Source organism: Pseudomonas sp. WOUb67 (assembly GCF_050058005.1).
Taxonomy (GTDB): domain Bacteria; phylum Pseudomonadota; class Gammaproteobacteria; order Pseudomonadales; family Pseudomonadaceae; genus Aquipseudomonas; species Aquipseudomonas putida_R.
Genome location: NZ_CP170112.1, coordinates 6,091,663 through 6,118,641 on the forward strand (window position 1 = coordinate 6,091,663; position 26,979 = coordinate 6,118,641).

21 protein-coding genes are annotated in these 26,979 nt (G+C 61.9%); 15 read left to right on the forward strand and 6 right to left on the reverse strand.

Annotation, left to right across the window (positions count from 1 at the left end; translation table 11 throughout):
* Positions 1-151: 151 nt before the first annotated feature.
* Positions 152-1,111 (reverse strand): glucokinase, encoded by a 960-nt coding sequence (locus ABOC32_RS26955; protein WP_426809521.1) that lies wholly within the window; start codon positions 1,109-1,111, stop codon positions 152-154.
* The gene (gene edd, locus ABOC32_RS26960; RefSeq protein WP_426809522.1) at positions 1,108-2,934 is read right to left on the reverse strand and encodes a phosphogluconate dehydratase; all 1,827 of its coding nucleotides are present in this window, start codon (positions 2,932-2,934) and stop codon (positions 1,108-1,110) included. Before edd ends, ABOC32_RS26955 begins: the two co-directional genes overlap by 4 nt.
* A gap of 264 nt (positions 2,935-3,198) precedes the next feature.
* On the opposite strand from edd, the gene gap reads away from it, so the two are divergent.
* The 6 genes from gap (at position 3,199) to ABOC32_RS26990 (ending at position 10,121) form a co-directional block, all read left to right on the forward strand.
* Positions 3,199-4,200, forward strand: a complete 1,002-nt coding sequence (gene gap, locus ABOC32_RS26965) for a type I glyceraldehyde-3-phosphate dehydrogenase (RefSeq protein ID WP_234227398.1) — start codon at positions 3,199-3,201, stop codon at positions 4,198-4,200.
* Between the two features lie 230 nt (positions 4,201-4,430).
* Complete coding sequence (locus ABOC32_RS26970) at positions 4,431-4,943, forward strand: RNA polymerase sigma factor (RefSeq protein ID WP_426809523.1); 513 nt, start codon at positions 4,431-4,433, stop codon at positions 4,941-4,943.
* Positions 4,944-5,030: 87 nt separating this feature from the next.
* Positions 5,031-5,993 (forward strand): FecR family protein, encoded by a 963-nt coding sequence (locus ABOC32_RS26975; protein ID WP_426809524.1) that lies wholly within the window; start codon positions 5,031-5,033, stop codon positions 5,991-5,993.
* A gap of 126 nt (positions 5,994-6,119) precedes the next feature.
* Entirely contained in the window at positions 6,120-8,708 is a 2,589-nt protein-coding gene (locus tag ABOC32_RS26980) for a TonB-dependent receptor (protein WP_426809525.1), read from the forward strand.
* Positions 8,709-9,059: 351 nt separating this feature from the next.
* Complete coding sequence (locus ABOC32_RS26985) at positions 9,060-9,653, forward strand: biliverdin-producing heme oxygenase (protein ID WP_086978989.1); 594 nt, start codon at positions 9,060-9,062, stop codon at positions 9,651-9,653.
* 54 nt (positions 9,654-9,707) lie between these two features.
* On the forward strand, positions 9,708-10,121 hold the full coding sequence (locus tag ABOC32_RS26990; RefSeq protein WP_426809526.1) for a YbaN family protein: 414 nt from the start codon (positions 9,708-9,710) through the stop codon (positions 10,119-10,121).
* Here ABOC32_RS26990 and arcD (ABOC32_RS26995) read toward each other — a convergent pair.
* The gene (gene arcD, locus ABOC32_RS26995; protein WP_426809527.1) at positions 10,101-11,528 is read right to left on the reverse strand and encodes an arginine-ornithine antiporter; all 1,428 of its coding nucleotides are present in this window, start codon (positions 11,526-11,528) and stop codon (positions 10,101-10,103) included. The two genes, ABOC32_RS26990 and arcD (ABOC32_RS26995), sit on opposite strands and share 21 nt — an antisense overlap.
* A 435-nt stretch (positions 11,529-11,963) precedes the next feature.
* Here arcD (ABOC32_RS26995) and arcD (ABOC32_RS27000) point away from each other — a divergent pair, with 435 nt between their 5' ends.
* The 7 genes from arcD (ABOC32_RS27000) (at position 11,964) to gltS (ending at position 20,323) form a co-directional block, all read left to right on the forward strand.
* Complete coding sequence (gene arcD / locus ABOC32_RS27000) at positions 11,964-13,391, forward strand: arginine-ornithine antiporter (protein WP_234227403.1); 1,428 nt, start codon at positions 11,964-11,966, stop codon at positions 13,389-13,391.
* Positions 13,392-13,424: 33 nt separating this feature from the next.
* On the forward strand, positions 13,425-14,678 hold the full coding sequence (arcA, locus tag ABOC32_RS27005; protein WP_426809528.1) for an arginine deiminase: 1,254 nt from the start codon (positions 13,425-13,427) through the stop codon (positions 14,676-14,678).
* Between the two features lie 69 nt (positions 14,679-14,747).
* Positions 14,748-15,758: an ornithine carbamoyltransferase gene (locus ABOC32_RS27010; protein WP_086978995.1), complete on the forward strand. Its 1,011-nt coding sequence runs from the start codon at positions 14,748-14,750 to the stop codon at positions 15,756-15,758.
* Between the two features lie 180 nt (positions 15,759-15,938).
* Positions 15,939-16,868 (forward strand): carbamate kinase, encoded by a 930-nt coding sequence (arcC, locus tag ABOC32_RS27015; protein WP_043196856.1) that lies wholly within the window; start codon positions 15,939-15,941, stop codon positions 16,866-16,868.
* A gap of 56 nt (positions 16,869-16,924) precedes the next feature.
* On the forward strand, positions 16,925-17,293 hold the full coding sequence (locus ABOC32_RS27020) for a DUF5064 family protein (protein ID WP_234227405.1): 369 nt from the start codon (positions 16,925-16,927) through the stop codon (positions 17,291-17,293).
* A 188-nt stretch (positions 17,294-17,481) separates the two neighbouring features.
* Positions 17,482-18,990 carry a sigma-54-dependent transcriptional regulator gene (locus ABOC32_RS27025; protein ID WP_426809529.1) on the forward strand — a complete coding sequence of 503 codons (1,509 nt, stop codon included), beginning with the start codon at positions 17,482-17,484 and terminating at the stop codon, positions 18,988-18,990.
* Positions 18,991-19,117: 127 nt separating this feature from the next.
* Positions 19,118-20,323: a sodium/glutamate symporter gene (gene gltS / locus ABOC32_RS27030; RefSeq protein WP_426809530.1), complete on the forward strand. Its 1,206-nt coding sequence runs from the start codon at positions 19,118-19,120 to the stop codon at positions 20,321-20,323.
* Between the two features lie 92 nt (positions 20,324-20,415).
* Here the strand turns inward: gltS and ABOC32_RS27035 are convergent, their stop codons facing one another.
* The 3 genes from ABOC32_RS27035 to ABOC32_RS27045 all read right to left on the reverse strand — a co-directional run bounded on the left by ABOC32_RS27035 (position 20,416) and on the right by ABOC32_RS27045 (position 23,064).
* A complete protein-coding gene (locus tag ABOC32_RS27035; RefSeq protein WP_426809531.1) occupies positions 20,416-20,679 on the reverse strand; it encodes a bacteriocin immunity protein in 264 nt (87 codons plus the stop codon).
* A gap of 151 nt (positions 20,680-20,830) precedes the next feature.
* The gene (locus ABOC32_RS27040) at positions 20,831-21,094 is read right to left on the reverse strand and encodes a bacteriocin immunity protein (RefSeq protein ID WP_426809532.1); all 264 of its coding nucleotides are present in this window, start codon (positions 21,092-21,094) and stop codon (positions 20,831-20,833) included.
* Between the two features lie 11 nt (positions 21,095-21,105).
* Positions 21,106-23,064: an S-type pyocin domain-containing protein gene (locus ABOC32_RS27045; protein WP_426809533.1), complete on the reverse strand. Its 1,959-nt coding sequence runs from the start codon at positions 23,062-23,064 to the stop codon at positions 21,106-21,108.
* 651 nt (positions 23,065-23,715) lie between these two features.
* Here ABOC32_RS27045 and gcvH point away from each other — a divergent pair.
* Both gcvH and gcvP read left to right on the forward strand, forming a co-directional pair.
* Positions 23,716-24,099: a glycine cleavage system protein GcvH gene (gene gcvH / locus ABOC32_RS27050; protein WP_016501301.1), complete on the forward strand. Its 384-nt coding sequence runs from the start codon at positions 23,716-23,718 to the stop codon at positions 24,097-24,099.
* 11 nt (positions 24,100-24,110) lie between these two features.
* The gene (gene gcvP / locus ABOC32_RS27055; protein WP_426809534.1) at positions 24,111-26,966 is read left to right on the forward strand and encodes an aminomethyl-transferring glycine dehydrogenase; all 2,856 of its coding nucleotides are present in this window, start codon (positions 24,111-24,113) and stop codon (positions 26,964-26,966) included.
* Positions 26,967-26,979: the final 13 nt, after the last annotated feature.

Genomic DNA, 26,979 nt, shown 5'->3' on the forward strand with positions numbered 1-26,979 from the left:
GTGGTCCTTCCTCTTGTTAGTTACAGGTCTTCATTGCCTGTTTTTACAGGGGCTGCTTTGCAGCCCTTCGCAGCACAAGGCTGCTCCTACAGGAATTGCGCCATCCTGTAGGAGCAGCCTTGTGCTGCGAAGGGCCGCAAAGCGGCCCCAGTCAGTGATCCAACGCCTGCTGCAAGGCGACCCCGGCCCCCAGCAACCCGGAAAACTCTGCCGTCACCAGCCACACCGGCACGCCAGCGAAATAGCCACTCATGCAGCCCTTGTCGGCAAAACTCGCGGCAAACCCGCTACGCAGGAACAGCTCGGCAAAGCGCGGAATCACGCCGCCGACAATATAGACCCCGCCTCGCGCGCCCAGCGTGAGCACGTTGTTACCCGCCACACGCCCAAGGAACCGGCAGAACTGCTCGACCACCGCCAGCGCCCGTGGCTCGCCGCCCAGCGCGGCGTCGGTAATCTGCGCCGGGGTCTTGTGCCTGGGTGTGTCGCCATCCAGTGCACAGATTGCCTGGTACAGCCGCACCAGGCCACCGCCGCTGAGCACAGTCTCGGCACTGACATGGCCGATCTGCCCGTGGATTTGCTGGTGGATCGCCGCTTCGCGGGCATTGCCCACCGGCAGGTCGACATGGCCGCCCTCCCCGGGCAAGGCCTGCCAGTGCTGCTCGCCCAGGCGCAGCAGCGAACCGACGCCCAGGCCAGTGCCTGGCCCGATCACCAACGCAGGCCGCAACGGGTCAGCCTGACCCGGGCACACCTCGCGGAACTCCCCTTCGCGCAGGCGGGTCATGCCCAGCGCCATGGCGGTGAAGTCGTTGATCAGCAACAGCCGCTCGACCTGCAAGGTCTTGCAGAAGGCTGTACGGCTCAGGCGCCAGTGATTGTTGGTAAAGCGAAATTCATCGCCATCGACCGGCCCGGCTACCGCCAGGCATACAGCCGCCAACCCGCCGCGGGCAATGCCTTGGCCTTCGAGGTAAGCCTCGATGGCCTGCTCCGGGCTGGTGTAGTCCGCGGTGGCGAAGACTTTCACCTCATGCAGCTGGTTGTCACGCCACAACGCAAAACGGGCATTGGTGCCGCCGATGTCGCCAACCAGCAGGTCCTTCATTTAAGGTTCTCCAGGGCCGAGGTGAACGCACTGGCGCCCTGCTCTGCCGGGCTGAACGCCATGCGCATGAAGCCGAACAACTCACGCCCGCAGCCCAGGTCGTTGCCCTGGGGGGCCGGCGGCAGGTCGCGGCTGGCCAGTTCCTCGGCCGACACCATGACCCGCAACGTGCCTTCGACACCATCAACCCGCACGATATCACCATCGCGCACCCGCGCCAGCGGGCCGCCGTCATACGCCTCGGGGCAAACGTGGATGGCCGCCGGGATCTTGCCCGAGGCACCGGACATGCGCCCGTCGGTCACCAGCGCCACCTTGTAGCCACGGTCCTGCAGCACACCGAGGAAGGGTGTGAGCTTGTGCAGTTCGGGCATGCCGTTGCAACGCGGGCCCTGGAAGCGCACCACGGCGACGAAGTCACGCTCCAGCTCGCCAGCCTTGAACGCATCGGCCAGCGACTGCTGGTCGTGGAACACCAGCGCCGGGGCCTCGACCACCTGATGCTCGGGGGCGACAGCAGAAACCTTCATCACGCCACGGCCCAGGTTGCCTTCCATCACCCGCAGGCCGCCTTCGGCCGAGAACGGCCGCGCCACCGGGCGCAGGATGCTTTCGTCCAGGCTCTGTTGCGGCCCCTCGCGCCATACCAGCTGGCCATTGTCGAGGAACGGTTCCTGGGTGTAGCGGCGCAAGCCGTGGCCGGCCACGGTGTTGACGTCTTCGTGCAGCAGCCCGGCATCGAGCAGCTCGCGGATCAGGAAGGCCATGCCACCAGCAGCCTGGAAGTGGTTGATGTCGGCCTTGCCGTTGGGGTACACGTGGGACAGGGTTGGCACCACTTCGGACAAATCGGCCATGTCCTGCCAGGTCAGCTGGATACCTGCCGCCTGGGCAATCGCCGGGATGTGCAGGGTGTGGTTGGTCGAGCCGCCCGTGGCGTGCAGGGCGACGATGGAATTGACCAACGCCTTCTCGTCAACGATTTCGCCCAGCGGCATGAAGCTGCCGCTGGCCTTGGTCATGCGCGTCACCTGCTGCGCGGCCTCGGCAGTGAGGGCATCGCGCAGCGGCGTGTACGGGTTGACGAACGAAGCGCCCGGCAGGTGCAGGCCCATCACTTCCATCACCAGCTGGTTGGTGTTGGCGGTGCCGTAGAAGGTGCAGGTACCGGGGCTGTGGTAGGAGTTCATCTCCGACTCCAGCAGCTCTTCACGGCTGGCCTTGCCTTCTGCATAGCGCTGGCGCACGTCGGCCTTCTGCTTGTTGGAAATGCCCGACACCATCGGCCCGCCCGGGACAAAGATGGTCGGCAGGTGGCCGAAGCGCAGCGCGCCCATCATCAGGCCTGGGACGATCTTGTCGCAGATGCCCAGCATCAGCGCGGCATCGAACATGTTGTGCGACAACGCTACCGCCGTGGACATGGCGATGACTTCGCGGCTGGCGATGGCCAGTTCCATGCCCGGCTCGCCCTGGGTCACGCCGTCGCACATGGCCGGCACGCCACCGGCAAACTGGCCGACCGAACCGACCTCGCGCAGGGCCTGCTTGATCTGTTCGGGGAAGTGCAGGTACGGCTGGTGGGCAGACAACATGTCGTTGTAGGCCGAGACGATGGCCACGTTGGCGGCGTTCATCAGGCGCAGAGTCTGCTTGTCCTCGCTGCCGCAACCGGCCACGCCATGGGCGAAGTTGGCGCACTGCAGGCTGGCACGCATGGGGCCTTCACTGGCCGCGCCGCGAATCAGCTGCAGGTAGCGTTCGCGGGTGGCACGGCTGCGTTCGATCAGCCGCTGGGTGACCTCAAGGATGCGCGGATGCATGTACTGGACTCCAGGCTAATTGTAAGGGCGGTTTACCGGGCATTTCCCCTCCAAACGATTGCGGCCTAGGCTCAAGGTAAGGAGCCTGCTGCATCGGTGGAGGCACATCGCCCAACCACTCGTTGTATGTTTAAACAAAATACTGCCACTAAAAAGGCTTGTTTTCTATCAGCCAGTGAATAATCTTGTAATTCCAACAACAAAACCGTTTCAGTGAAGCTCCTTTTTGCCACAGGTTTCACTCGGACTGCCAGAGGTACTGCCATGACCCTTCGCATCGCCATCAATGGATTCGGCCGCATCGGGCGCAACGTCCTGCGCGCACTGTATACCCAAGGCTACCGCCAGGACCTGCAGGTCGTCGCCATCAACGACCTGGGCGACAGCGCCATGAACGCCCACCTGCTCAAGTTCGACAGCGTGCACGGCACGTTCGAGGCCACGGTCGAGGCCGACCACGAAAGCCTGACGGTCAATGGTGACCGTATCGCGGTCAGTGCCATCCGCAACCCGGCCGAACTGCCCTGGAAGGCCGAGGCGATCGACGTGGTGTTCGAGTGCACCGGGCTGTTCACCGACCGCGCCAAGGCCGCTGCACACCTTGCTGCCGGGGCGGGCAAGGTGATTGTGTCGGCGCCGGCCAAGGGTGCCGATGCCACCGTTGTGTACGGGGTCAACCATGACATCCTGCGGGCCTCGCACCAGGTCATTTCCAACGCCTCCTGTACCACCAACTGCCTGGCGCCGATCGCCCAGGTGCTGCACCGCGAGTTCGGCATCGAGCAAGGCCTGATGACCACCATTCACGCCTACACCAACGACCAGGTACTGACCGACATGTACCACAGCGACCCGTACCGCGCGCGTTCGGCCACCCAGTCGATGATCCCGAGCAAGACCGGCGCCGCCGAGGCCGTCGGCCTGGTGCTGCCGGAGCTGGCCGGCAAGCTGACCGGCATGGCCGTGCGGGTGCCGGTGATCAACGTGTCGCTGGTGGACCTCACCGTCAACCTCCAGCGCGAAGCCACGGCCGAGCAGGTCAACCAGCTGTTCCTTGAAGCCAGCAAGCATTCCAAGGTATTGGGCTACAACGCCTTGCCGTTGGTTTCCTGCGATTTCAACCACAACCCGCTGTCTTCGATCTTCGACGCCAACCATACCCGGGCCAACGGGCGCATGCTCAAGGTGCTGGCGTGGTATGACAACGAGTGGGGGTTCAGCAACCGCATGCTGGATAACTGCCTGGCGTTGTGCCAGGCCCGGTAATCCATAGGGCATACGCTCCCCTGTAGGAGCAGCCTTGTGCTGCGAAGAGGCCGGTAAAGCCCATCATTTTCTGTGCGGCTACCGGCCTCTTCGCAGCACAAGGCTGCTCCTACAAGGAATGCGCAGCGACTGGGAACTCACAATCTTTACCTTTTCCTAACATTTTCACACTTGACCAACGGCATAGATGATAAGCATTATCATTAACCTTTCGTCGGCCAGGTCCTCCCGTGAGTCAGTCCCGGTTCAACTCCGTCTTCCTCGTCCAGCGCCTTACCCTGCTGCGCACCTTGCAGCGCATGGTCGGCAACCCCAGCACGGCCGAAGACCTGCTGCAGGAAACCTACCTGCGGGTGTCCCGCGCCCTGGGCGAGCGGCCCATCGAGCACATCGAGCCGTTCGTGTTCCAGACCGCGCGCAACCTGGCGCTGGACCACCTGCGCGCGCGCCGGGTGCAGGCACGCATGCTGGTCGACGATGTGCCCGACGACGTGCTGCACAGCGTGGCCGCGCCCGCTACCAGCAGCGAGGATGCCGCCCATGCCGAGCAGTTGCTCAAGCACCTGAGCGTCAGCCTCAACCAGCTGAGCGAACGCCAGCAGCGCATCTTCATCCTCAGCCGCCTGCATGGCGCCACCTACCTGGAAATTGCCGAACAACTGAGTGTTTCGCCCAGCACGGTGCAGAAGGAACTGAAACTGATCATGGCGATCTGCATGGGTGTTGCCGAACGCCTCAAGTGAGCCGAGCGCAGCCGGGCGGTAACGCAAAGCCCTTGCCACACCCCGCCTTAGCCTTGATCATTCGCAAAAACCATTCAAGGATTCACCGTGACCGACAGCCCTGCCCCTCGCCCGTCACCTGCCGGGCCTCGTGCCCGTGCTCGTGCCATGGACGAGGCGCTGGACTGGCTGGTGCGCCTGCAATGCGCCGATACCGAGGACACCCAGGCCTTCGAAGCCTGGCTGAGCGCCGCACCGGAAAACGCCGAGGCCTATGTCGAGGCAGAAGCACTGTGGAACGGTACGCCGTTGCACCAGGCGGCCACGCAGATGCACCAGCAGCAACGCCGCTCGTGGCGCGGGCGCCTGCGTAGCCACTGGAAACCCCTGGCCACCGCCGCAGTGCTGCTGGTCGGGCTGTTCACCGTCGGTAACCTGCCCACCCGCCTGCAGGCCGACCACCTGACCGTGGTGGGCGAGCGCCAGCGCCTGCAGCTGGAAGACGGCGCGAAAGTGCTGCTCAACACCAACTCGGCATTTGCCAGCGATCGCAGGGACGGCCGCCAGGTTGCCCGCCTGCTGCAGGGTGAGGCCTACTTCCAGATACCCGAGGGCGCATTGCTGCCGCTTGAGGTAGAGGCCGGGCCGGTGCGCGCACAGGTGCGCGATACCGACTTTGCCGTGCGCTACCTCGATGGCGAAGCGCAGGTGCGGGTGCAACGCGGCGATGTCGACCTGCAAGGGGCACGCGACCAGCGCATCCGCCTGAGTGCCGGCGACAGCATCAGCGTCGGCCCGCAGGGCTTCGGCCAGCGCCAACGCGCCGACATGCAAAAGGACCTGGCCTGGGTCGACGGCCGCCTGGTGTTCGAGAACTGCCCGCTGAGCCAGGTGCTGGCTGAAGTGCGCCGTTACTATCCCGGCTGGATCATCAACCGCAATGCCCAGCTCGAAGACGTTGCAGTCACCGGCAACTACCGCCTCGACCAGCCGCTGGAAACCCTGCGCGCACTGGCCCACATCACCTCGGCACAGCTGCACGAGTACCCTGCGCTGGTGATTTTGAACTGACCCCGAAATTATTTTTACGCGATCGCACTCCCCCGCCCGTCTCGTTATAGCCAATGCAACTGATTCTTGTTTGAAAACGAGAACAGCAATCACCTATAACAGCCCGCGCATCAGGGAGCGCTTTCGATGTCCACTGGTCCAACCCGCTCGTCCACCCTTCCCCGCCGTACAGGGCAACTGTCTCTGTTGACACTGGCCCTGCTCGCCAGTGGCGCCTGCAGCCTGCCCGCGCTGGCCGCCGAACCGGCCCAGGCCAGCAGCCCGCGCATGGGTGACTACCGCTTCAGCATCGGCCAGCAGCCGCTGGTGTCGGCGATCAACGCCTTCAGCCAGGTCACCGGCTGGCAGGTCGGCTTCAGCGCCGAGCTGGCCGACGGCGTGGCTTCCCCGGGTGTGCAAGGCTCGCTGCCGCCAGATGCCGCGCTCAAGCGCATGCTGCAGGGTACCGGGCTGAGTTTTCGCAAGATCAGCAACGGCAACGTGGTCCTAGAGCGCCAGACTGGCGGCAACGTAATCGCCCTGCAGCAGGTGACCGTCAGCGCCACCCGTAGTGCCCAGGACGTCAGCCAGGTCCCGAGCACCGTCAGCGTACAGACCCGCGAGCAGCTGGACCGGCAGAACGTCAACAACATCCAGGACCTGGTGCGCTACGAGCCGGGTGTGTCGGTGGCTGGTACCGGCCAGCGCAGCGGCACGAACGGCTACAACATCCGTGGTATCGACGGCGAGCGGATCCTCACCCAGGTTGACGGCGTGTCGATTCCCGACAGCTTCTTCTACGGCCCCTACGCCCAGACCCAACGCAACTACGTCGACCCGGAAATCGTCAAGCGCGTGGAAATCCTCCGCGGCCCGGCCTCGGTGCTATACGGCAGCAACGCCATCGGCGGCGCGGTGAGCTACTTCACCCTCGACCCCGACGACATCATCAAGCCCGGCAAGGATGTGGGTGCCCGGCTGAAGACCGGCTACAGCTCGGCCGACGAAAGCTGGCTGACCTCTGCCACCGTCGCCGGCCGCGAGGGTGATTTCGATGGCCTGCTGCACCTGAGCCAACGCAACGGCCACGAGACCGAAACCCACGGCAGCCACAGCGGTGCCGGCCTGTCGCGCACCGAAGCCAACCCGATGGACGTGCGCACCACCAACGTACTGGCCAAGCTTGGCTGGAACTACGCCGACGACGCGCGCCTGGGCATCACCTACGAGCGCTACAAGGATGACCGCGACCAGAACATCCTCAGCGCCGTGGGCGGGCCGTTCATTCCGGGCTTTGGCGGCATGGGCTACTACAAGGCGCGCAGCGGCAACGACACCATCACCCGCGAGCGCTTCGGCATCAACCATGAGTTCGGCCTGGACTCGCTGGTCGCCGACCACGTGAAGTGGAGCCTGAACTACCAGATCGCCAAGACCGACCAGCACACCGACGAAGTCTACGCACCGCCTGGCCGCCAGGTACTGCGTACCCGTGACACCACTTACAAGGACCGCCAGTGGGTATTCGACGCCCAGCTGGACAAGGCCTTCAGCATCGGCGTCACCGACCACCTGCTGACCTATGGCACCACGATTAAGCACGAGAAAATCACCGGGACGCGCAGCGGCACCGGCACCTGCCTGACCGTGGGCTCCGGTTGCTCCGCCGCCGGTGCCGAACGCCCGGCAGACGGCCAGGTGCTGGTCAGCGACTTCCCGGACCCGACCGTAAACACCTACAGCCTGTTCGTACAGGATGAAATCCGCTGGGACAACTGGACCTTCATGCCCGGTGCGCGCTACGACTACACGCGCATGGAGCCGAAGTTCACCGACGAATTCCTGCGTGGCCTGGAGTCCACCGGCACGGCACCCACCTCCCAGGACGACGCGGACAAGAAGTGGCACCGCGTGTCGCCCAAGCTCGGCGTGACCTACGCCTTCAACGACAACTACACCTGGTATGGCCAATACGCCGAAGGTTTCCGCACCCCGACCGCCAAGTCCATGTACGGAAAGTTCGTCAACCTTGAAGAAGGGTACCGCGTAGAAGGCAACCCCGGCCTGGAACCGGAAAAGAGCAAAAGCTACGAAACCGGCCTGCGTGGCAACTTCGACGCGGGTAACTTCGACGTGGCGGTGTTCTACAACAAGTACCGCGACTTCATCGACGAAGATGCCGTGCAAAGCGCCAACCTGGAACAGACCTTCCAGGCCAACAACATCAAGCACGCCACCATCAAGGGTGCCGAGGTCAAGGGCCGCCTGAACCTGGATCACTTCGGCGCGCCACAGGGCCTCTATACCCAGGGTTCGATTGCCTACACCTATGGTCGCAACGATGACACCGGTGAGCCGCTGAACAGCGTCAACCCGCTGAAGGGCGTGTTTGGCCTGGGTTACGAGCAGCAAAACTACGGCGGCCTGCTGAGCTGGACGCTGGTCAAGCGCAAGACCCGTGTCGACGACTCCAGCTTCTACTCGCCAGACGGTTCCACCTCGAAGTTCCGCACCCCGGGCTACGGCGTGCTGGACCTGACCGGCTACTACAAGGTCACCGACGACGTGACCATCAACGCCGGCCTGTACAACCTCACCGACAAGAAATACTGGCAGTGGGATTCGGTACGCAGCTACGACGGCCAGGGTGAAGCGGCTGTGACCCAGCCAGCCAACATCGACCGCCTGACCATGCCGGGGCGCAACTTCGGTATCAATGTGGTTTGGGATATCTGAAGCCTTTAGTTTTGCAGCGCCTGCCAGATCGAGCGCCGCCCGCGCGGCGCATCGCGAGCTGCGCTCGCTCCTACGTTTGTTTCGGGCCAATTTTTCCTGTGGGTTTTGCGCGCGAACGCTCTGGCGCATGGCGCGAGATTGCGTCGTGCAAACAAGGCGGTCGCGCGCGCCTGTCACAGGCGCGACTGGCCCGAAACAAACGTAGGAGCGAGCGCAGCTCGCGATGCGCCGCGCGGGCGGCGCTCGATCTCACAGGCACTGCAACTCTGAAGAAAAACGCGTTTTTTTTACTGTCCCGCCGCCGCTGTTTCGTCTTGTATCTAGACGCCCCTCTTTCCAAGGACTGCCCCCATGACCGAACGCCCAGCCCTGCGCTCCCAGCGCCTGAACCAGATCACCCACGCCCCGCACGCCGAGCTGGATGCCCTGGTCAAATCCCACGCGCCCTTCGACAGCCGCGAAAGCTTCGCCCGCTTCGTCGTTGCCCAGTACCTGTTCCAGTCCGAGCTGCAAGCCCTGTACAACGACCCGCAACTGATCGCCATCGTCCCCGACCTGGCCGAGCGCTGCCGTGCCGACCAGGCCCGCCTGGACCTCGCCGACCTCGACACCGAAGTGCCGGCTGCCGTGCCGGGCGCCGTGGGCAAGCCGAGCCTGGGCGAGGCAATGGGCTGGATCTTCGTCTCTGAAGGCTCCAAACTGGGCGCTGCGTTTCTGATCAAGCGTGCCGTGGCCCTGGAGCTGTCCGACACCTTCGGTGCCCGCCACCTGGGCGAGCCAGCCGGTGGCCGTGCCGAAGGCTGGAAGCAGTTCACCCGCATCCTCGATGGCCTTGAGCTGTCGGCTGAAGAGGAAGCCGCTGCCGAACGCGGTGCCGTTGCCGCCTTCGAGCGTTTCACCGAACTGCTCAAACATGCCTATGCTGCGGATGCCGCGCTGGTCTGATACGCCGTACCCGGCCACCCTACCGGTGGCCGAACCGTTTTTTGCAGTGAGACCATGACCCAACCTGCCCGCTCGAAGATCGCCCGCCTGTTGTATGGAATCCTGGCTTACGTGAGCCTCGGGGTGGGCCTGGTCGCGATCGTCATACCCGGTTTGCCGACCACCGAATTCATCCTGCTGGCCGCCTGGGCGGCGACCCGCAGCTCGCCGCGCCTGTCTGCATGGCTGGAGAACCACCGGCTGTTCGGGCCGATTCTTTACAACTGGCGCAAGGGCAAGGTGATCCAGCGCCGGGCCAAGGTAAGCGCGACCATCAGCATGCTGCTGTGCGCGGGCCTGATGCTGACGTTTCTGGAGCACCACTGGCCGGTGTTCCTGGCAATCGCCGGCATGACCCTGGGCAACCTGTGGATCTGGTCACGCCCGGAGCACGCCTGCCCTGCCCCGTCACAAGCTCAACAGCCCTGAATACAGGCCGTAGGCCGCCAGTGCAGCGCCCGCCAGCACGGCGGCGAAAATCAGCTTTTCCCAGGTGGTGAACAATGCCTGGCCCTGCTCATGCTTGGCCCTGGCAAACAGGATCACACCGGGGGCATACAGCAGCGCCGACAGCAGCAGGTACTTGAGCCCGCCGGCATACAACAGCCACACGGCATACAGCAAGGCAACCAGCGCCACCAGCAAGTCCTTGCGCCGCAACCCTGGCTGCCCGGCGTAGGTTTCTGCACGCACCGCCAGCAGCACGGCATACGCCGCCGACCACAGGTAGGGCACCAGGATCATCGACGAAGCCAGGTAGATGAGGCTGGTGTAGGTACCGGCCGAGAACAGCGTAATCAGCAAAAAGCCCTGGATCATGCAGTTGGTCAGCCACAGGGCATTGGCGGGCACATGGTTGGCGTTTTCCTTGGCCAGAAAGCGCGGCATGGTCTTGTCCCGCGCCGTGGCAAAGAGGATCTCGGCACACAGCAGGGCCCACGACAGCAAGGCGCCCAGCAACGAGACCGCCAGGCCCAGGCTGATGAGCAAGGCGCCCCAAGGGCCGACGATATGCTCCAGCACCGAGGCCAGTGAAGGGTTCTGCAGCCCGGCCAGTTCCGGTTGGGTCATCACCCCCAGCGAAAGTACGTTGACCAGCACCAGCAGCGCCAGCACACCGAGAAAACCGATGACGGTGGCCTTGCCCACGTCCGAACGACGCTCGGCGCGCCCGGAGTACACACTGGCGCCCTCAATGCCGATGAACACGAACACGGTCACCAGCATCATGTTGCGCACCTGCTCCAGCACGCTGCCGAATTGCGGGTTGCTCAGGCCCCAGATGTCACGGGTGAAGATGTCGGCGCGAAAGGCGAACGCCGCAATCACCACGAACATCAGCAACGGCACCACCTTGGCCACGGTGGTCACCTGGTTGATGAACGCTGCTTCCTTGATGCCGCGCAACACCAAAAAATGCACCGACCACAGCAGCAGCGAGGCACAGCCGATGGCGATTGGCGTGTTGCCTTCACCGAACACCGGAAAGTAGAAGCCCAGGGTGCTGAACAGCAGCACAAAGTAACCGACGTTGCCCAGCCAGGCGCTGATCCAGTAGCCCCAGGCCGAAGAAAAGCCCATGTAGTCGCCAAAACCCGCCTTGGCATAGGCGTACACCCCAGAGTCCAGCTCCGGCTTGCGGTTGGCCAGGGTCTGGAACACGAAGGCCAGGGCCAGCATGCCAACGGCGGTGATGCCCCAGCCGATCAGCACCGCGCCGACATCGGCACGCGCCGCCATGTTCTGCGGCAGCGAGAAGATCCCGCCACCAATCATCGAGCCGACCACCAGCGCGATCAGCGCGCCCAGGCGCAGCTTCTGTCCCGGTTCGCTCATGCTTCCCCCATTTTTTCGCGCTGTCATGCCTTTGAAACAGCCCTGCGGGCCATATAGATGTTGTTACTTATAATGGAACAAGCCATTCAAGCTATAGCACTAATAACTGCTTTGTCTATGCACCATTCCTTTAAAAGCTAGCAGCTGCACAGCAACTAGAAAAGTTCCTGATAAAACTCAAAATTCTTGTGAAAAATTTGCGAAAGCGGCAAAAGCGGCTAGCTTCAAGCATCGCAGGCTGAACAGAGCGTTTGCTCTAGAAAGACATGGAGGTGCCAGCGCGCAAGGCTTGCAGCATAAGCTGTCGGCACTCTCCAGGAGCACCCGTGAAGGAAATTTCCTACCTTCACGTCGCCTTAAACTGACACAAGTCAGCTTACGGCAACGGCGTCGGATTTATGCTGACGTCAACTTTCTCCTGGCAGGAGTTGTTAAATGTCTGATTCATCCGGAAAACTAAAGCTCGGCGCGTTAGTTGCACTTGTCGTCGGCTCGATGATTGGCGGCGGGATATTCTCGCTGCCGCAAAACATGGCCGCCAGCGCAGGGGTTGGCGCCGTGCTGATCGGCTGGGGCATCACCGCGGTCGGCATGCTGACCCTGGCATTTGTGTTCCAGACCCTGGCCAACCGCAAGCCTGACCTGGATGGCGGGGTGTATGCCTACGCCAAGGCCGGTTTCGGCGACTACATGGGCTTCTCTTCGGCCTGGGGCTACTGGATCAGTGCCTGGCTGGGTAACGTCGGCTACTTCGTGCTGTTGTTCAGCACCTTGGGCTACTTCTTCCCGATCTTCGGTGAAGGCAACACGCCGGCCGCCATCATTGGCGCGTCGATCCTGTTGTGGGCAGTGCACTTCCTGGTGCTGCGCGGCATCAAGGAAGCCGCGTTCATCAACCTGGTCACCACCGTGGCCAAAGTGGTGCCGCTGGTGCTGTTCGCCCTGATCTGCCTGTTCGCCTTCAGGCTCGACATCTTCACCGCCGACATCTGGGCTCTGGGTACGCCGGAGCTGGGCAGCGTGATGAACCAGGTGCGCAACATGATGCTGGTCACCGTGTGGGTGTTCATCGGCATCGAGGGCGCGAGCATCTTCTCGTCCCGGGCGGAAAAACGCTCCGACGTGGGCAAGGCCACGGTCATCGGCTTTGTCACCGTGCTGCTGTTCCTGGTGCTGGTCAACGTGCTGTCGCTGGGCATCATGACCCAACCGGAACTGGCCAAGCTGCAGAACCCGTCGATGGCTGCCGTACTGGAGCATGTGGTCGGCCACTGGGGCGCGGTGCTGATCAGCGTCGGCCTGATCATCTCGCTGCTGGGGGCCCTGCTGTCGTGGGTACTGCTGTGCGCCGAGATCATGTTCGCCGCCGCCAAAGACCACACCATGCCTGAGTTCCTGCGCCGCGAAAATGCCAACCAGGTACCGGCCAACGCCCTGTGGCTCACCAATGCCATGGTGCAGATCTTCCTGGTGATCACGCTGTTCTCCAACAGCACCTACCTGTCGCTGATCTACCTCGCCACCTCGATGATCCTGGTGCCTTACCTGTGGTCAGCGGCCTATGCGTTCCTGCTGGCACTGCGCAGCGAAACCTACGAGCAGGCCCTGGCCGAACGCAAGAAAGACCTGGTCATCGGTAGCATCGCCCTGTTGTACGCCCTCTGGCTGCTGTATGCCGGCGGCGTGAAATACCTGCTGCTCTCTGCCCTGCTCTACGCACCTGGCGCCATCCTGTTCGCCAAGGCCAAGCGTGAAGTAGGCCAACCCGTTTTCACCAACGTGGAAAAACTGATCTTCGCAGCCGTGGTCATCGGCGCCCTGGTGGCAGCCTTTGGCCTGTATGACGGCTTCCTGACGCTTTGATCCACGTCTTCGTTCAATTGGAGGAATGAAACCATGTCCGCTGAAAAACAGAAGTACGGTGTCCACTCCGAAGCCGGCAAACTGCGTAAAGTGATGGTTTGCTCGCCGGGCCTGGCGCACAAGCGCCTGACGCCGAGCAACTGTGACGAGCTGCTGTTCGACGATGTTATCTGGGTCGACCAGGCCAAGCGTGACCATTTCGACTTCGTCACCAAAATGCGCGAGCGCGGCGTGGATGTGCTGGAAATGCACAACCTGCTGACCGACATCGTGCAGGACAAAGAGGCCCTGAAGTGGATCCTCGACCGCAAGATCACCCCTGACACCGTCGGTGTGGGCCTGACCAACGAAGTGCGCAGCTGGCTCGAAGGCCTTGAGCCACGCCACCTGGCCGAGTTCCTGATCGGCGGTGTGGCGGGCCAGGACCTGCCGCAGAGCGAAGGCGCCGACGTGGTCAAGATGTACAACGACTACCTGGGCCACTCCAGCTTCATCCTGCCACCACTGCCCAACACCCAGTTCACCCGCGACACCACCTGCTGGATCTACGGTGGCGTCACGCTCAACCCGATGTACTGGCCGGCGCGCCGCCAGGAAACCCTGCTGACCACCGCCATCTACAAGTTCCACAAGGAGTTCACTGGCGCCGACTTCCAGGTGTGGTACGGCGACCCGGACAAGGACCACGGCAACGCCACCCTCGAAGGCGGTGACGTGATGCCGATCGGCAATGGCATCGTGCTCATCGGCATGGGCGAGCGCACCTCGCGCCAGGCCATCGGCCAACTGGCGCAAAACCTGTTTGCCAAGGGCGCCGTCAAGGAAGTGATCGTCGCCGGCCTGCCGAAGTCCCGCGCCGCGATGCACCTGGACACCGTGTTCAGCTTCTGCGACCGCGACCTGGTCACGGTCTTCCCGGAAGTGGTGAGCGAGATCGTACCCTTCATCATCCGCCCGGACGAAAGCAAGCCGTACGGCATGGATGTACGCCGCGTCAACAAGTCGTTCATCGAAGTGGTGGGCGAGCAACTGGGGGTCAAGCTGCGCGTGGTCGAGACCGGCGGCAACAGCTTTGCCGCCGAGCGCGAACAGTGGGATGACGGCAACAACGTGGTGGCCATCGAGCCGGGCGTGGTCATCGGCTACGACCGCAACACCTACACCAACACCCTGCTGCGCAAGGCCGGCATCGAGGTCATCACCATCAGCGCCGGCGAACTGGGCCGGGGCCGGGGCGGCGGCCACTGCATGACCTGCCCGATTGTGCGTGACCCGATCGATTACTAACGCCCATTACCCCCGGCCGCCCTCACAAAGCGGCGGCCGGTGCGTTCACCAAACTCAAGGAGAAAAGTCATGGCGTTCAACATTCACAACCGCAACCTGCTCAGCCTGGAACACCACACCACCCGCGAGCTGCGCTACCTGCTGGACCTGTCCCGCGACCTCAAGCGCGCCAAGTACACCGGTACCGAGCAGCAGCACCTGAAGGGCAACAACATTGCCCTGATCTTCGAAAAAACCTCCACCCGTACCCGCTGCGCCTTCGAAGTGGCGGCCTACGACCAGGGCGCGAACGTTACCTACATCGACCCCAACTCTTCACAGATCGGCCACAAGGAGAGCATGAAGGACACCGCCCGCGTATTGGGGCGCATGTACGACGCCATCGAGTACCGTGGCTTCAAGCAGGAAATCGTCGAAGAGCTGGCCAAGTTCGCTGGCGTGCCGGTGTTCAACGGCCTGACCGATGAGTACCACCCTACCCAGATGATCGCCGACGTGCTGACCATGCGCGAGCACAGCGACAAGCCGCTGCACGACATCAGCTACGCCTACCTGGGCGACGCCCGCAACAACATGGGCAACTCGCTGCTGCTGATTGGCGCCAAGCTCGGCATGGACGTGCGCATTGCCGCACCCAAGGCACTGTGGCCGCATGACGACCTGGTCGAGCGCTGCAAGAAGTACGCTGAAGAAAGCGGCGCCCGCATCACCCTCACCGAAGACCCGAAAGCGGCGGTCAAGGGTGTGGACTTTGTCCATACCGACGTGTGGGTATCGATGGGCGAGCCAATCGAAGCCTGGGGTGAGCGCATCAAGCAGCTCAAGCCTTACCAGGTGAACGCCGACCTGATGAAGTCCACCGGCAACCCACGGACCAAGTTCATGCACTGCCTGCCGGCGTTCCACAACTCCGACACCAAGGTAGGCAAGCAGATCGCCGAACAGTACCCGGACCTGGCCAACGGCATCGAAGTGACTGACGACGTGTTCGAGTCGCCAGCCTGCATCGCCTTCGAGCAGGCGGAAAACCGCATGCACACCATCAAGGCGATCCTGGTTTCGACCCTGGCTGACCTGTAAGGGCTGACTCGACAGGCCGGGCAACCCGACCCTTTGTGGGAGCGGGTTCACCCGCGAAGGCGTCAGCCCAGGCAACCCGGCTGGGGCTACTGACGCATTCGCGGGTAAACCCGCTCCCACAGGGGGCGGCGACACCCACTCAAGAGCAGCGCTCCCTTCTTTCGTTAAAGGACATTCCCCATGCGTATCGTTGTTGCATTGGGCGGCAACGCCCTGCTGCGTCGCGGCGAGCCCATGACCGCTGACAACCAGCGTGCCAATATCCGCACCGCCACCGAACAGATCGCCAAGATTCACCCCGGCAACGAACTGGTCATCGCCCACGGCAACGGTCCGCAAGTCGGCCTGCTGTCGCTTCAGGCGCTGTCCTACAAGCCTGACGAGGCTTACCCGCTGGACGTGCTGGGCGCCGAAACCGAGGGCATGATCGGCTACATGATCGAACAGGAGCTGGGTAACCTGCTGGCCTTCGAGGTGCCGTTCGCCACCCTGCTGACCCAGGTGGAAGTGGACGCCAACGACCCCGCCTTCAAGGACCCGACCAAGTTCATCGGCCCGGTCTACAGCAAGGAAGAGGCCGAGCGCCTGGCCAAAGAGAAAGGCTGGGTGGTCAAGGCCGATGGCGACAAGTACCGCCGTGTGGTGGCCAGCCCGAAACCCAAGCGCATCTTTGAAATCCGCCCGATCAAGTGGCTGCTGGAAAAGAACAGCATCGTGATTTGCGCAGGCGGCGGCGGCATCCCCACCATGTACGATGAAAACCGCAAGCTCAAAGGCATCGAAGCGGTGATCGACAAGGACCTGTGCTCGGCACTGCTGGCCGAGCAATTGGAAGCCGACCTTCTGATTATCGCCACCGACGTCGATGCGGCTTACATTGACTGGGGCAAGCCGACGCAAAAAGCCATTGCCCAGGCCCACCCGGACGAACTTGAACGCCTCGGCTTCGCCGCAGGCTCCATGGGGCCGAAGGTACAGGCTGCCAGTGACTTTGCCCGCAACACCGGCAAGGTGGCGGTGATCAGTTCGTTGGAAAACATCGAAGACATCGTCAAAGGCACTGCAGGCACCCGCGTTTCCACCGCGAAGCCTGGGATCAGCTACCGTTGATTGCAGTCGGCGGGCCTTTGGTGCCCGCCATTTTCGACCTTCCAAAGGAGCTAGCCATGGCCCAGTACCACCCCGGTCATGTACACATCGAGCGCACTGCGCTGAACCCGGCAGACCACAGCTACGACCTGAACATCGAATACGAGGCAGTGTCGGATCCCAAGGAAGGCAGAGGCATCCAGTTCCACATGCATGGCAGCATCGAAGGCAAGCCGGTGGAAGAAAAGTTCTTCCTCGCCAAGGACCAGGTGTTGCCCAGCTTCCTGATGCAGCTAACCCGCAAGGCCCAGTCGTATCTGGCGCCGCCGAAGAAATTCGAGACCCTGAGTTCGCCGCACAAGCTCTATGACTATATGTTCGCGGACATTCGCGAAAAGCTCGATGTGAAATCGGGGGACCCCATCAAGCCTGAACATCTCGAGTGAATTAAAGATTTCGGGGCTGCTTTGCAGCCCATTCGCGGCACAAGGCCGCTCCTACAGGTATCGCGTCCGTTTCAAGCTTGACGCGATACCTGTAGGAGCGGCCTTGTGCCGCGAATGGGCCGCACAGCGGCCCCGGCGATGTTGAGGCATACTACCGCCCTCTTCCCAGCCAAAACCCCCATCGCCCCATGCGCATCCACGTCAGCTTCATCGACCGCGTCGGCATCACCCAGGAAGTCCTCGCCCTGCTCGGTGCCCGCCACCTCAACCTGGACGCCGTGGAGATGGTCCCGCCGAACGTCTACATCGACGCCCCCACCCTCAGCCCCGCCGTGCTCGAAGAACTGCATGACGCGCTGTTCGAGGTGCAGGGCGTGCAATCGGTGGACGTGGTCGACATCCTTCCCGGCCAGCGCCGCCACCTGCAGCTCGATGCCCTGCTGGCGGCGATGAGCGACCCGGTGCTGGCGGTGGACAGCGCAGGCCTGGTGCTGTTGGCCAACCCGGCGTTGATCGCCCTGTGCGGCCGCGAATCCGCCGGGCGCTCGGTGGGTGAACTGTTTGGCGACCCCGCGCTGCTGCAAGCCCTGCTGGACAACAACTTCCACCTGCCCATGCGCGAAATGCAGCTCAACGGCCAGAGCCTGCTGCTGGACGCCATGCCGATAACCAATGCCGGTGGCCTGCTGACGCTGTACCCCCCAACACGCATGGGCGAACGCTTGTCGGCCCTGCACCACGACCATGCCGAAGGCTTCGATGCCCTGCTTGGCGAGTCGCCCGCCATCCGCACCCTCAAGGCCCGCGCCCTGCGCGTGGCGGCGCTCGATGCACCGCTGCTGGTGCATGGCGAAACCGGCACCGGCAAAGAGCTGGTAGCCCGCGCCTGCCACGCCATCAGCAGCCGCCACGCGGCACCGTTCCTGGCCCTGAACTGCGCCGCCCTGCCCGAGAGCCTGGCCGAGAGCGAGTTGTTCGGTTACGCCCCCGGCGCCTTCACCGGCGCGCAACGCGGTGGCAAGCCCGGGCTGATGGAGCTGGCCAACCAGGGCACGGTGTTCCTTGATGAAATCGGCGAAATGTCACCGTACCTGCAGGCCAAGCTGCTGCGTTTTCTCAGCGATGGCAGCTTCCGCCGGGTGGGCGGCGACCGCGAAGTGAAGGTGGATGTGCGCATCATCAGCGCCACCCACCGCGACCTGGAGCGCATGGTCGCCGAAGGCAGCTTCCGCGAGGACCTGTTCTACCGCCTCAACGTGCTCAACCTGCAGGTACCGCCACTGCGCGACAGGGGCCAGGACATCCTGATGCTGGCGCACTTCTTCATGCAGCAAGCCTGCACGCAGATCCAGCGCCCAGCCTGCCGGCTGACCCCCGCCACCCACTCGGCACTGCTGGCCAACCCTTGGCCGGGCAATGTGCGCCAGCTACAGAACGTGATTTTCCGCGCTGCGGCCATCTGCGAGGGCAACCTGGTGGATATCGGCGACCTGGACATTGCTGGCACCTCGGTGGCCCGCGGGCAGGACGGTGAAGTGGCCAGCCTGGAACAGGCGGTGGGTGATTTCGAGCGTGAACTGCTGCAGCGCCTGTACGCCAGTTACCCATCGACACGGCAACTGGCCGGGCGCTTGCAAACTTCGCACACCGCTATTGCCCAACGCCTGCGTAAATATGGAATACCCGGAAAACCTTGATAGACGTCGTCAAATCCGACAGTTCATTCAGACTTTTCCTAGGCGCTTAGCCGCAATTGACTGGAGTGCTCGCCGTAGAATGGTGACATCGTAATTTCGCATGTCACCTTGAACGAAGAGTACCCTGATGTTTGAACTCGATTTTTACGGGACACTTGTAGCCGCCTCTTTAGTACTGCTATTGGGGCGCGGGCTGGTCGCACGCATTGGTTTCCTGCGCGTTTACAATATTCCGGAACCGGTTGCAGGCGGATTGGTCGTTGCCTTGTCACTTCTGGCATTGCGCAGCTTCGATGTCCACGTCCAGTTTGATACCTCGTTGCAAACACCGTTGATGCTGGCATTCTTCGCCACCATCGGTTTGAGTGCAGACTTCGCCAGCCTGAAGAAGGGTGGCCGGGTGGTCGCCATATTCCTGCTGGTGGTGACTGGCTTGCTGCTGGTTCAGAACGGCATGGGCATTGGCCTGGCAACAGCATTGGGGCTCGACCCACTGATGGGCCTGCTGGCCGGTTCGATCACCCTGTCGGGTGGGCACGGCACCGGCGCCGCCTGGGGCGCGACGTTCACCGAGAAGTTTGGCCTTGCTTCGGCTTCCGAGCTGGCGATGGCCTCTGCCACTTTCGGCCTGGTGTTGGGCGGCCTGATTGGCGGCCCGGTTGCCAGGCTGCTGATCAAGCGGGTAAAGACACACGGCGTAGAAGAAGACACACCACAACTCCCAAAAGGCTTTGAACAGCCGAATAAAGAGCGCCTGATTACATCATTTTCATTTATCGAAACCTTGGCACTGATTGCCGTCAGCTTGCTGGCAGGCACCTTGCTTAACGGTTTATTGAAAGGCACTGCATTTGAATTACCGACCTTCGTGTGCGTGTTGTTCGTCGGCGTGTTGTTGCGCAACGGTCTTTCCGCATTCGGCTTCTATCGTGTATTCGAGCGGGAAGTATCCGTACTGGGCAATGTCAGTTTGTCTTTGTTCCTGGCCATTGCCCTGATGTCGCTCAAGTTGTGGGACCTGGCAGCACTGGCGTTACCCTTCTTTATCTTGCTGGCCGCGCAAACACTGGTCATGGCACTGTTTGCGATCTTCGTGACGTTCAGGGTGATGGGCCGTAACTACGATGCAGCCGTGCTGGCTGCCGGGCACTGCGGCTTCGGCCTGGGGGCAACGCCGACGGCCATCGCCAACATGCAGGCGGTAACCCAGCGCTACGGCGCCTCGCACATTGCCTTCCTGGTGGTGCCGATGGTGGGTGCGTTCTTCATCGACATCATCAACGTCATCGTCATCAAGCTGTATCTGGCTTTGCCGTTGTTTGGAGCGGGCTGATCACGAAAAGGGCAGTGTTATCCAACTCAGAAATTGAGCGATTGTGAATGAAAATTCCCCGGCCTGGGACGGCCGGGGAACGCAATGCGGCGTCAAGCCTCCTGGAAGCCCGGCAACCCTTGCTCAGCTCGCCACTTTTTTACTGTGTCTACTACACGCTCGGGGGAGTCCCGAATGCCCAGTTTTGTAGGTTTGAACATCAAATCGGCCCCTAGAGGATGCTCAGATAACCGTTTAAATTCAAATACCGCTGCAATATGGGATCGCTCGGTGGGATAGACACGTCGATCCGCATGATAAATGCCACACACAAACCTGAAGAACTCTTCTTCTGTATAGTCAGATATCGTTTTCACTGGGACACTCCTCGCTTGTGAGCTTCAATGTGAATGGCTCTGCCATGTTTGCGACGTCTTTATCAGTACTTGATGCGGGTCACATCTGAACTGTCGAATTTTTTGGTGAAAAGCTCCCCAACCGAAAATGGCCGGGAAACTCTATGCAGCGTCAAACCTCCTTGAAACCCGGCAACCCTTGCTCAGCTCGCCACTTCTTTACTGCCTCCACCACACTCTCAGGGGAGTCCCGAATGCCATTTTTCGTAGGATAGAATATCAAGTCAGCCCCTAAAGGATGCTCAGACAATCGTTTAAATTCAAATACCGCTGCAATATGGGATCGCTCAGTGGGATAGAGACGTTGATCCGCATGATAAATCCCGTACACAAACATGAAGAATTCTTTTTCTGTATAGTCAGATATCGTTTTCACTGGGACACTCCTCACCTGTGGATTTCAATGTGAAATTTCGGAGAAACAATTACGAGATTGTCGTTATCATAGACACCCCCACCCTCACTAATAAACTTAATATGATGAATTTCATATTTAGTTCGTCCGCCAACCCATTCAGCCTCAGGAGCAAATGGCGCTAAGCCTCGCAACATCTGAGCGTGACTAGCTTCATCAAACTGACCTTCAAATAGAGAGCTTCTACCAATCAACCGCCATAACTGCCGGCGATAGGCGTTCCAGCTACTGACCGTCCGCCCACGCATCTTGCTGGCAATCTGCATGGGAACCGGCGCACCTTCTCGGTTTCCCTCGTATAAGAATTCACCTTTGATCAGTTCGCCTTTACCTACCACTTCCCCCGCTATGTAGCGGCGGTTTTTGAACATCACATAAAGCGGCGGTAACCCCGAGTCGGCCGGGAAAATGATGATGTAGTCATCGAACCCGACATCCGGCAGATCCGGGTGTACGTCAAGCCGGCCCTGGAGCGGCTCCAGCTTTGGCCCAACCAGCGTGGTCGTTGGGGGCGGTGTGACGGGCAAGGTTGTCGAGTTGTCCGACGGCTCGACTGCGGGCGTCCATAGCAATGTTCTGGACGGAACATCATCGGTGGTGACGACATAGTGGCCGCTTTGCGCATCGAACCTCGCCGCCAGTACCGGGACTGCCGATGGAGCCAAAGCACCATCGGTATGGGCGACGAACAGCTCGGTCGGCCCGATCTCATCGCGCTTGTCACCCATCCGCAATGGCAGGTCGACCACACCACGCTCGAGGGCGACCGCCTGCGCTGCAACATCGAGCTCAACGCTGATGTCAGCAAGCGGCACGCTCAGGAGGTAGTTGTCCTGCAATTCCCCATTGCCCAGCTTGGGCGAATACAGCAATGCAAAGGTCCCCACCAAGGCAGGCCCCAACACGGCTTCAAGCGATGCGGTACCCAGCGAGGCAACAGCAGCGCGTATCGCCGCGCCCAGCGCCAAACCGGCTTCGAGCACTGGCGCAGCGCCCGTGGCCATGACGACTGCCGATTGGGCCGTGAGCTCAGAAAGCGGAACCTTGTAAGTGTTGGCCTCACGAATGGCCTTCTCTTGCAATACCGCCCGCGCAGCTGCTGCTTCGCGTGCGCTTTTCCGTGCTTCAGCATTGGCTTGCATACGCGCCAGGGCTTGTTCATGAGCTATTTTCAGAGCCACCTCATGAGCTCTTCTCAGCGCCTCTTCATGGGCTTGCGCCTGAGCCTCTGCGTCGGCCTGGGCCTGTGCCTCGACATGTGCCCGCACCAGCGCCTCGGCATGGGCTATGCGCTGTGCTTCGGCATCCGCATGCGCCTGTGCTTCGGCATTTGCGACCGCCTGATGCAACGCCGTAATCTGCCCTTGGAGCATCTGAATTTCGGCTTCACGCAACTGCACGCGATAAGCGCCTCTGAACGAATAGATCAGGGCGTCTTGCAAGCCAGTACGCTCTACCTCACCGTTTCCCATCAACAACTGCGAGGCGATCGCATATTCCATAGGGTTCTTGCCCAACGGGGTAGAACCGAAATACCGGTTGGCAACATTACGCTGAAAGTTAAGATCGTTGAGCTTACGTTCGATCAATATATGTCGTGCAGCAATATCTTGTTTCAGTGCCTCCACCGATGAAGCAGGGCGCTCTCCCATCTCCTGTTTAACAGTCTGGACATCAGACTCAATCATTTGGACCGCTTCGTGAAGGTCGCCCAGGTATTCGCCTTGGGCAATATCATTGGCGGCCTTCAGGGCCTCGGGGGCTTGCCTCGACAGGTTATTGATCTCGGTAGCGACCGATAAGGTCGGGTTATAATTTCCCCCTGGAAAGCCCACGGGCCCTGAATACCCGGGCGGAAGTGTATGCGGGCCATAACGCACCGCATCCACATAACTTTCGGGCAACTCTATTTGTCCGCGCGTTTTCGTCATACAGCCATCTCTCCGCCTTTGCTGATCCAAGTGAGCGACTGCAGACGAAACTCGTTGAAATACTTTGCACGCACTTAAAATTCACGGATGCACAGCAACGCGCCTGCAGTCCATGAAACAGTGCACTCGATCAAACAGAGGCTTGCAGAAGGTAAGGTTATCCAAGCAAGGGCAGGCGCAATAGTACTGCCGAGAAAAGAAGAAGCGCCCTACATAAAAAGACAAAACTTCCTACCATCCGCAGCGCAAAAGGGATGTGGACAAATTGAAGTTCACACACCATTACATTGAAGTTTTAAAACATATGTAATACCGCCCAAGAGTATGCGTACCCTCCGCCGACTGTTGGTACGTGAGGCAATCAGGTGAATCAGGGGTAATCGTGATCGTATCGATTTAGTTACAGCGTATTGAAATCACTACAGCGCTATTCCAGGGCGGCATTGCAAGGGTTTGATCTACTAATCCTTTTGTGTGCCTGGGGATGTGTAACGTTTTCATTCCATGAGAATGGCCGAACTGATCAAGAAATCAATTTAAGTCATTGTTTTCTATGGGTTTATTTTTTATGGCCGCGTTTTTGCTTTAAGAATCCCCAACCCAAGAGCGCGGAGCCACCGCGCCCAACGCCCTGCTTCCCGAGGATTCCCCATGAGCGAGTTGCGTTTCACTGAAGATCACGAATGGCTGCGCGTCGAAGCCGATGGCAGCGTCACCGTGGGCATCACCGCCTACGCCCAGAACGCCCTTGGCGATGTGGTTTTCGTGCAACTGCCCGAGTTGCAGCAGTATGAGAAAGGCAGCGAAGCGTCCACCGTCGAGTCGGTAAAGGCCGCCAGCGGCGTGTACATGCCGCTGACCGGCGAAGTGGTCGAGGTCAACGGCCAGCTCGAAAGCAGCCCGGAACTGGTCAACGAAGACCCGATGGGCGAAGGCTGGTTCTTCCGCTTCAACCCCGCCGACATGAGCGAAGTGACCGCCCTGCTCGACCAGGACGCCTACGACCGCCTGATCAAAGCCAACGACGACGCCTGAGGACCCCCACCATGACCATCAACCTCAGCACCGCCAATGAATTCATCGCCCGTCACATCGGCCCGCGCGCCGCTGACGAGCAGGCCATGCTCACCGCCCTGGGCTTCGACTCGCTGGACGCCATGACCGCCGCGGTCATCCCCGACAGCATCAAGGGTACCAGCGTGCTGGGCTCGGACGACGGCCAGAGCGAAGCCGACGCGCTCGCCGCGCTCAAGGCCATCGCCGGCAAGAACCAGCTGTTCAAAAGCTACATCGGCCAGGGCTACTACAACACCCACACCCCGGCGCCGATCCTGCGCAACCTGCTGGAAAACCCGGCCTGGTACACCGCCTACACCCCGTACCAGCCAGAAATCTCCCAAGGTCGCCTGGAAGCGCTGCTGAACTTCCAGACCCTGATCAGCGACCTGACCGGCCTGCCGATCGCCAACGCCTCCTTGCTCGACGAAGCCACCGCTGCGGCCGAGGCCATGACCTTCTGCAAGCGCCTGTCGAAGAACAAGGCCAGCCACGCCTTCTTCGCCTCCGTGCATTGCCACCCGCAAACCCTCGACGTGCTGCGCACCCGTGCCGAGCCTCTGGGTATCGAGGTAGTGGTCGGCGACGAACGCGAACTGGGCGATGTCAGCGCCTTCTTCGGCGCCCTGCTGCAGTACCCGGCCAGCAACGGTGAAGTGTTCGACTACCGTGAAGTGGTACAGCGCTTCCACGCCGCCAATGCCCTGGTCGCCGTCGCCGCCGACTTGCTGGCCCTGACCCTGTTGACCCCTCCGGGCGAATTCGACGCCGACGTGGCCATCGGCAGCGCCCAGCGTTTTGGCGTACCCCTGGGCTTCGGTGGCCCGCACGCGGCCTACTTCGCCACCCGTGACGCGTTCAAGCGCGACATGCCGGGCCGCCTGGTCGGCGTATCGATCGACCGCTTCGGCAAAACCGCCCTGCGCCTGGCCATGCAGACCCGCGAGCAGCATATCCGCCGCGAAAAGGCCACCAGCAACATCTGCACCGCCCAGGTGCTGCTGGCCAACATCGCCAGCATGTTCGCCGTTTACCACGGCCCGGCCGGCCTCAAGCGCATTGCCGAGCGTACCCATGCGCTGACCGCGATCCTGGCCGCCGGCCTGAAGGCGCTGGGCGTACAGGTAGTGGGCGCCAGCGCCTTCGACACCCTGACCCTGGCGACTGGTACTGCCACCGCAACCCTGCATGACAAGGCACGCGCCCAGGGCATCAACCTGCGCCAGGTCGACGCCGCCCACGTGGGCCTGTCGCTGGACGAAACCAGCAGCCAGGCTGACGTGGAATCCCTGTGGCAGCTGTTCGGTGACGACAAGGCCCAGCCTGACTTCGCCGCCCTGGCCGCCAGCACCGGTTCGCTGCTGCCTGCCGCCCTGCTGCGCCAGTCGGCCATCCTCGAACACCCGGTGTTCAACCGTTACCACAGCGAAACCGAGTTGATGCGCTACTTGCGCCGCCTGGCCGACAAGGACCTGGCGCTGGACCGCAGCATGATCCCGCTGGGCTCGTGCACCATGAAGCTGAACGCCGCCAGCGAAATGATCCCGGTCACCTGGGCCGAGTTCGGCAACCTGCACCCGTTCGCCCCGGCCGCGCAGAGCCAGGGCTACCTGCAGATGACCACCGAGCTGGAAGCCATGCTGTGCGCCGCCACCGGCTATGACGCCGTGTCGCTGCAGCCCAACGCCGGCTCCCAGGGCGAGTACGCAGGCCTGCTGGCCATCCGCGCCTACCACCGCAGCCGCGGCGAAAGCCACCGTGACATCTGCCTGATCCCGTCGTCGGCCCACGGCACCAACCCGGCCACCGCACACATGGCCGGCATGCGTGTAGTCGTCACCGCCTGTGACGCCCGCGGCAACGTCGATGTCGAGGACCTGCGCGCCAAGGCCATCGAGCATCGCGAGCGCCTGGCCGCGATCATGATCACCTACCCGTCGACCCACGGTGTGTTCGAGGAAGCGATCGGCGAAATCTGCGCGATCATCCACGACAACGGTGGCCAGGTGTACATCGACGGCGCCAACATGAACGCCATGGTCGGCCTGTGTGCCCCAGGCAAGTTCGGCGGCGACGTGTCCCACCTGAACCTGCACAAGACCTTCTGCATCCCGCACGGTGGTGGTGGCCCGGGCGTTGGCCCGATTGGCGTCAAGTCGCACCTGGCGCCGTTCCTGCCAGGCCACGCACAGCTGGAAAACACCGAAGGTGCGGTGTGCGCCGCACCGTTCGGCAGCGCCAGCATCCTGCCGATCACCTGGATGTACATCCGCATGATGGGCGGTGCCGGGCTCAAGCGTGCTTCGCAGATGGCGATCCTCAACGCCAACTACATCGCCCGCCGCCTGGAAGAGCACTATCCTGTTCTGTATACCGGTGGCAATGGCCTGGTGGCCCACGAGTGCATCCTCGACCTGCGCCCGCTGAAGGACACCAGCGGCATCAGCGTCGACGACGTGGCCAAGCGCCTGATCGACTTCGGTTTCCACGCCCCGACCATGTCCTTCCCGGTGGCCGGCACGCTGATGATCGAACCGACCGAAAGCGAGGCCAAGGAAGAACTCGACCGCTTCTGCGACGCGATGATCCAGATCCGCGAAGAAATCCGTGCGGTCGAAAGCGGTAGCCTGGACAAGGACGACAACCCGCTGAAGAACGCCCCGCACACTGCAGCCGAGCTGGTTGGCGAATGGGCCCACGGCTACAGCCGCGAGCAGGCGGTGTACCCGCTGCCAAGCCTGGTGGAAAGCAAGTACTGGCCGCCGGTCGGCCGGGTCGACAACGTGTTCGGCGACCGCAACCTGGTGTGCGCCTGCCCGTCGATCGAGAGCTATCAGGACGCCTGATTCGACTCTCTGG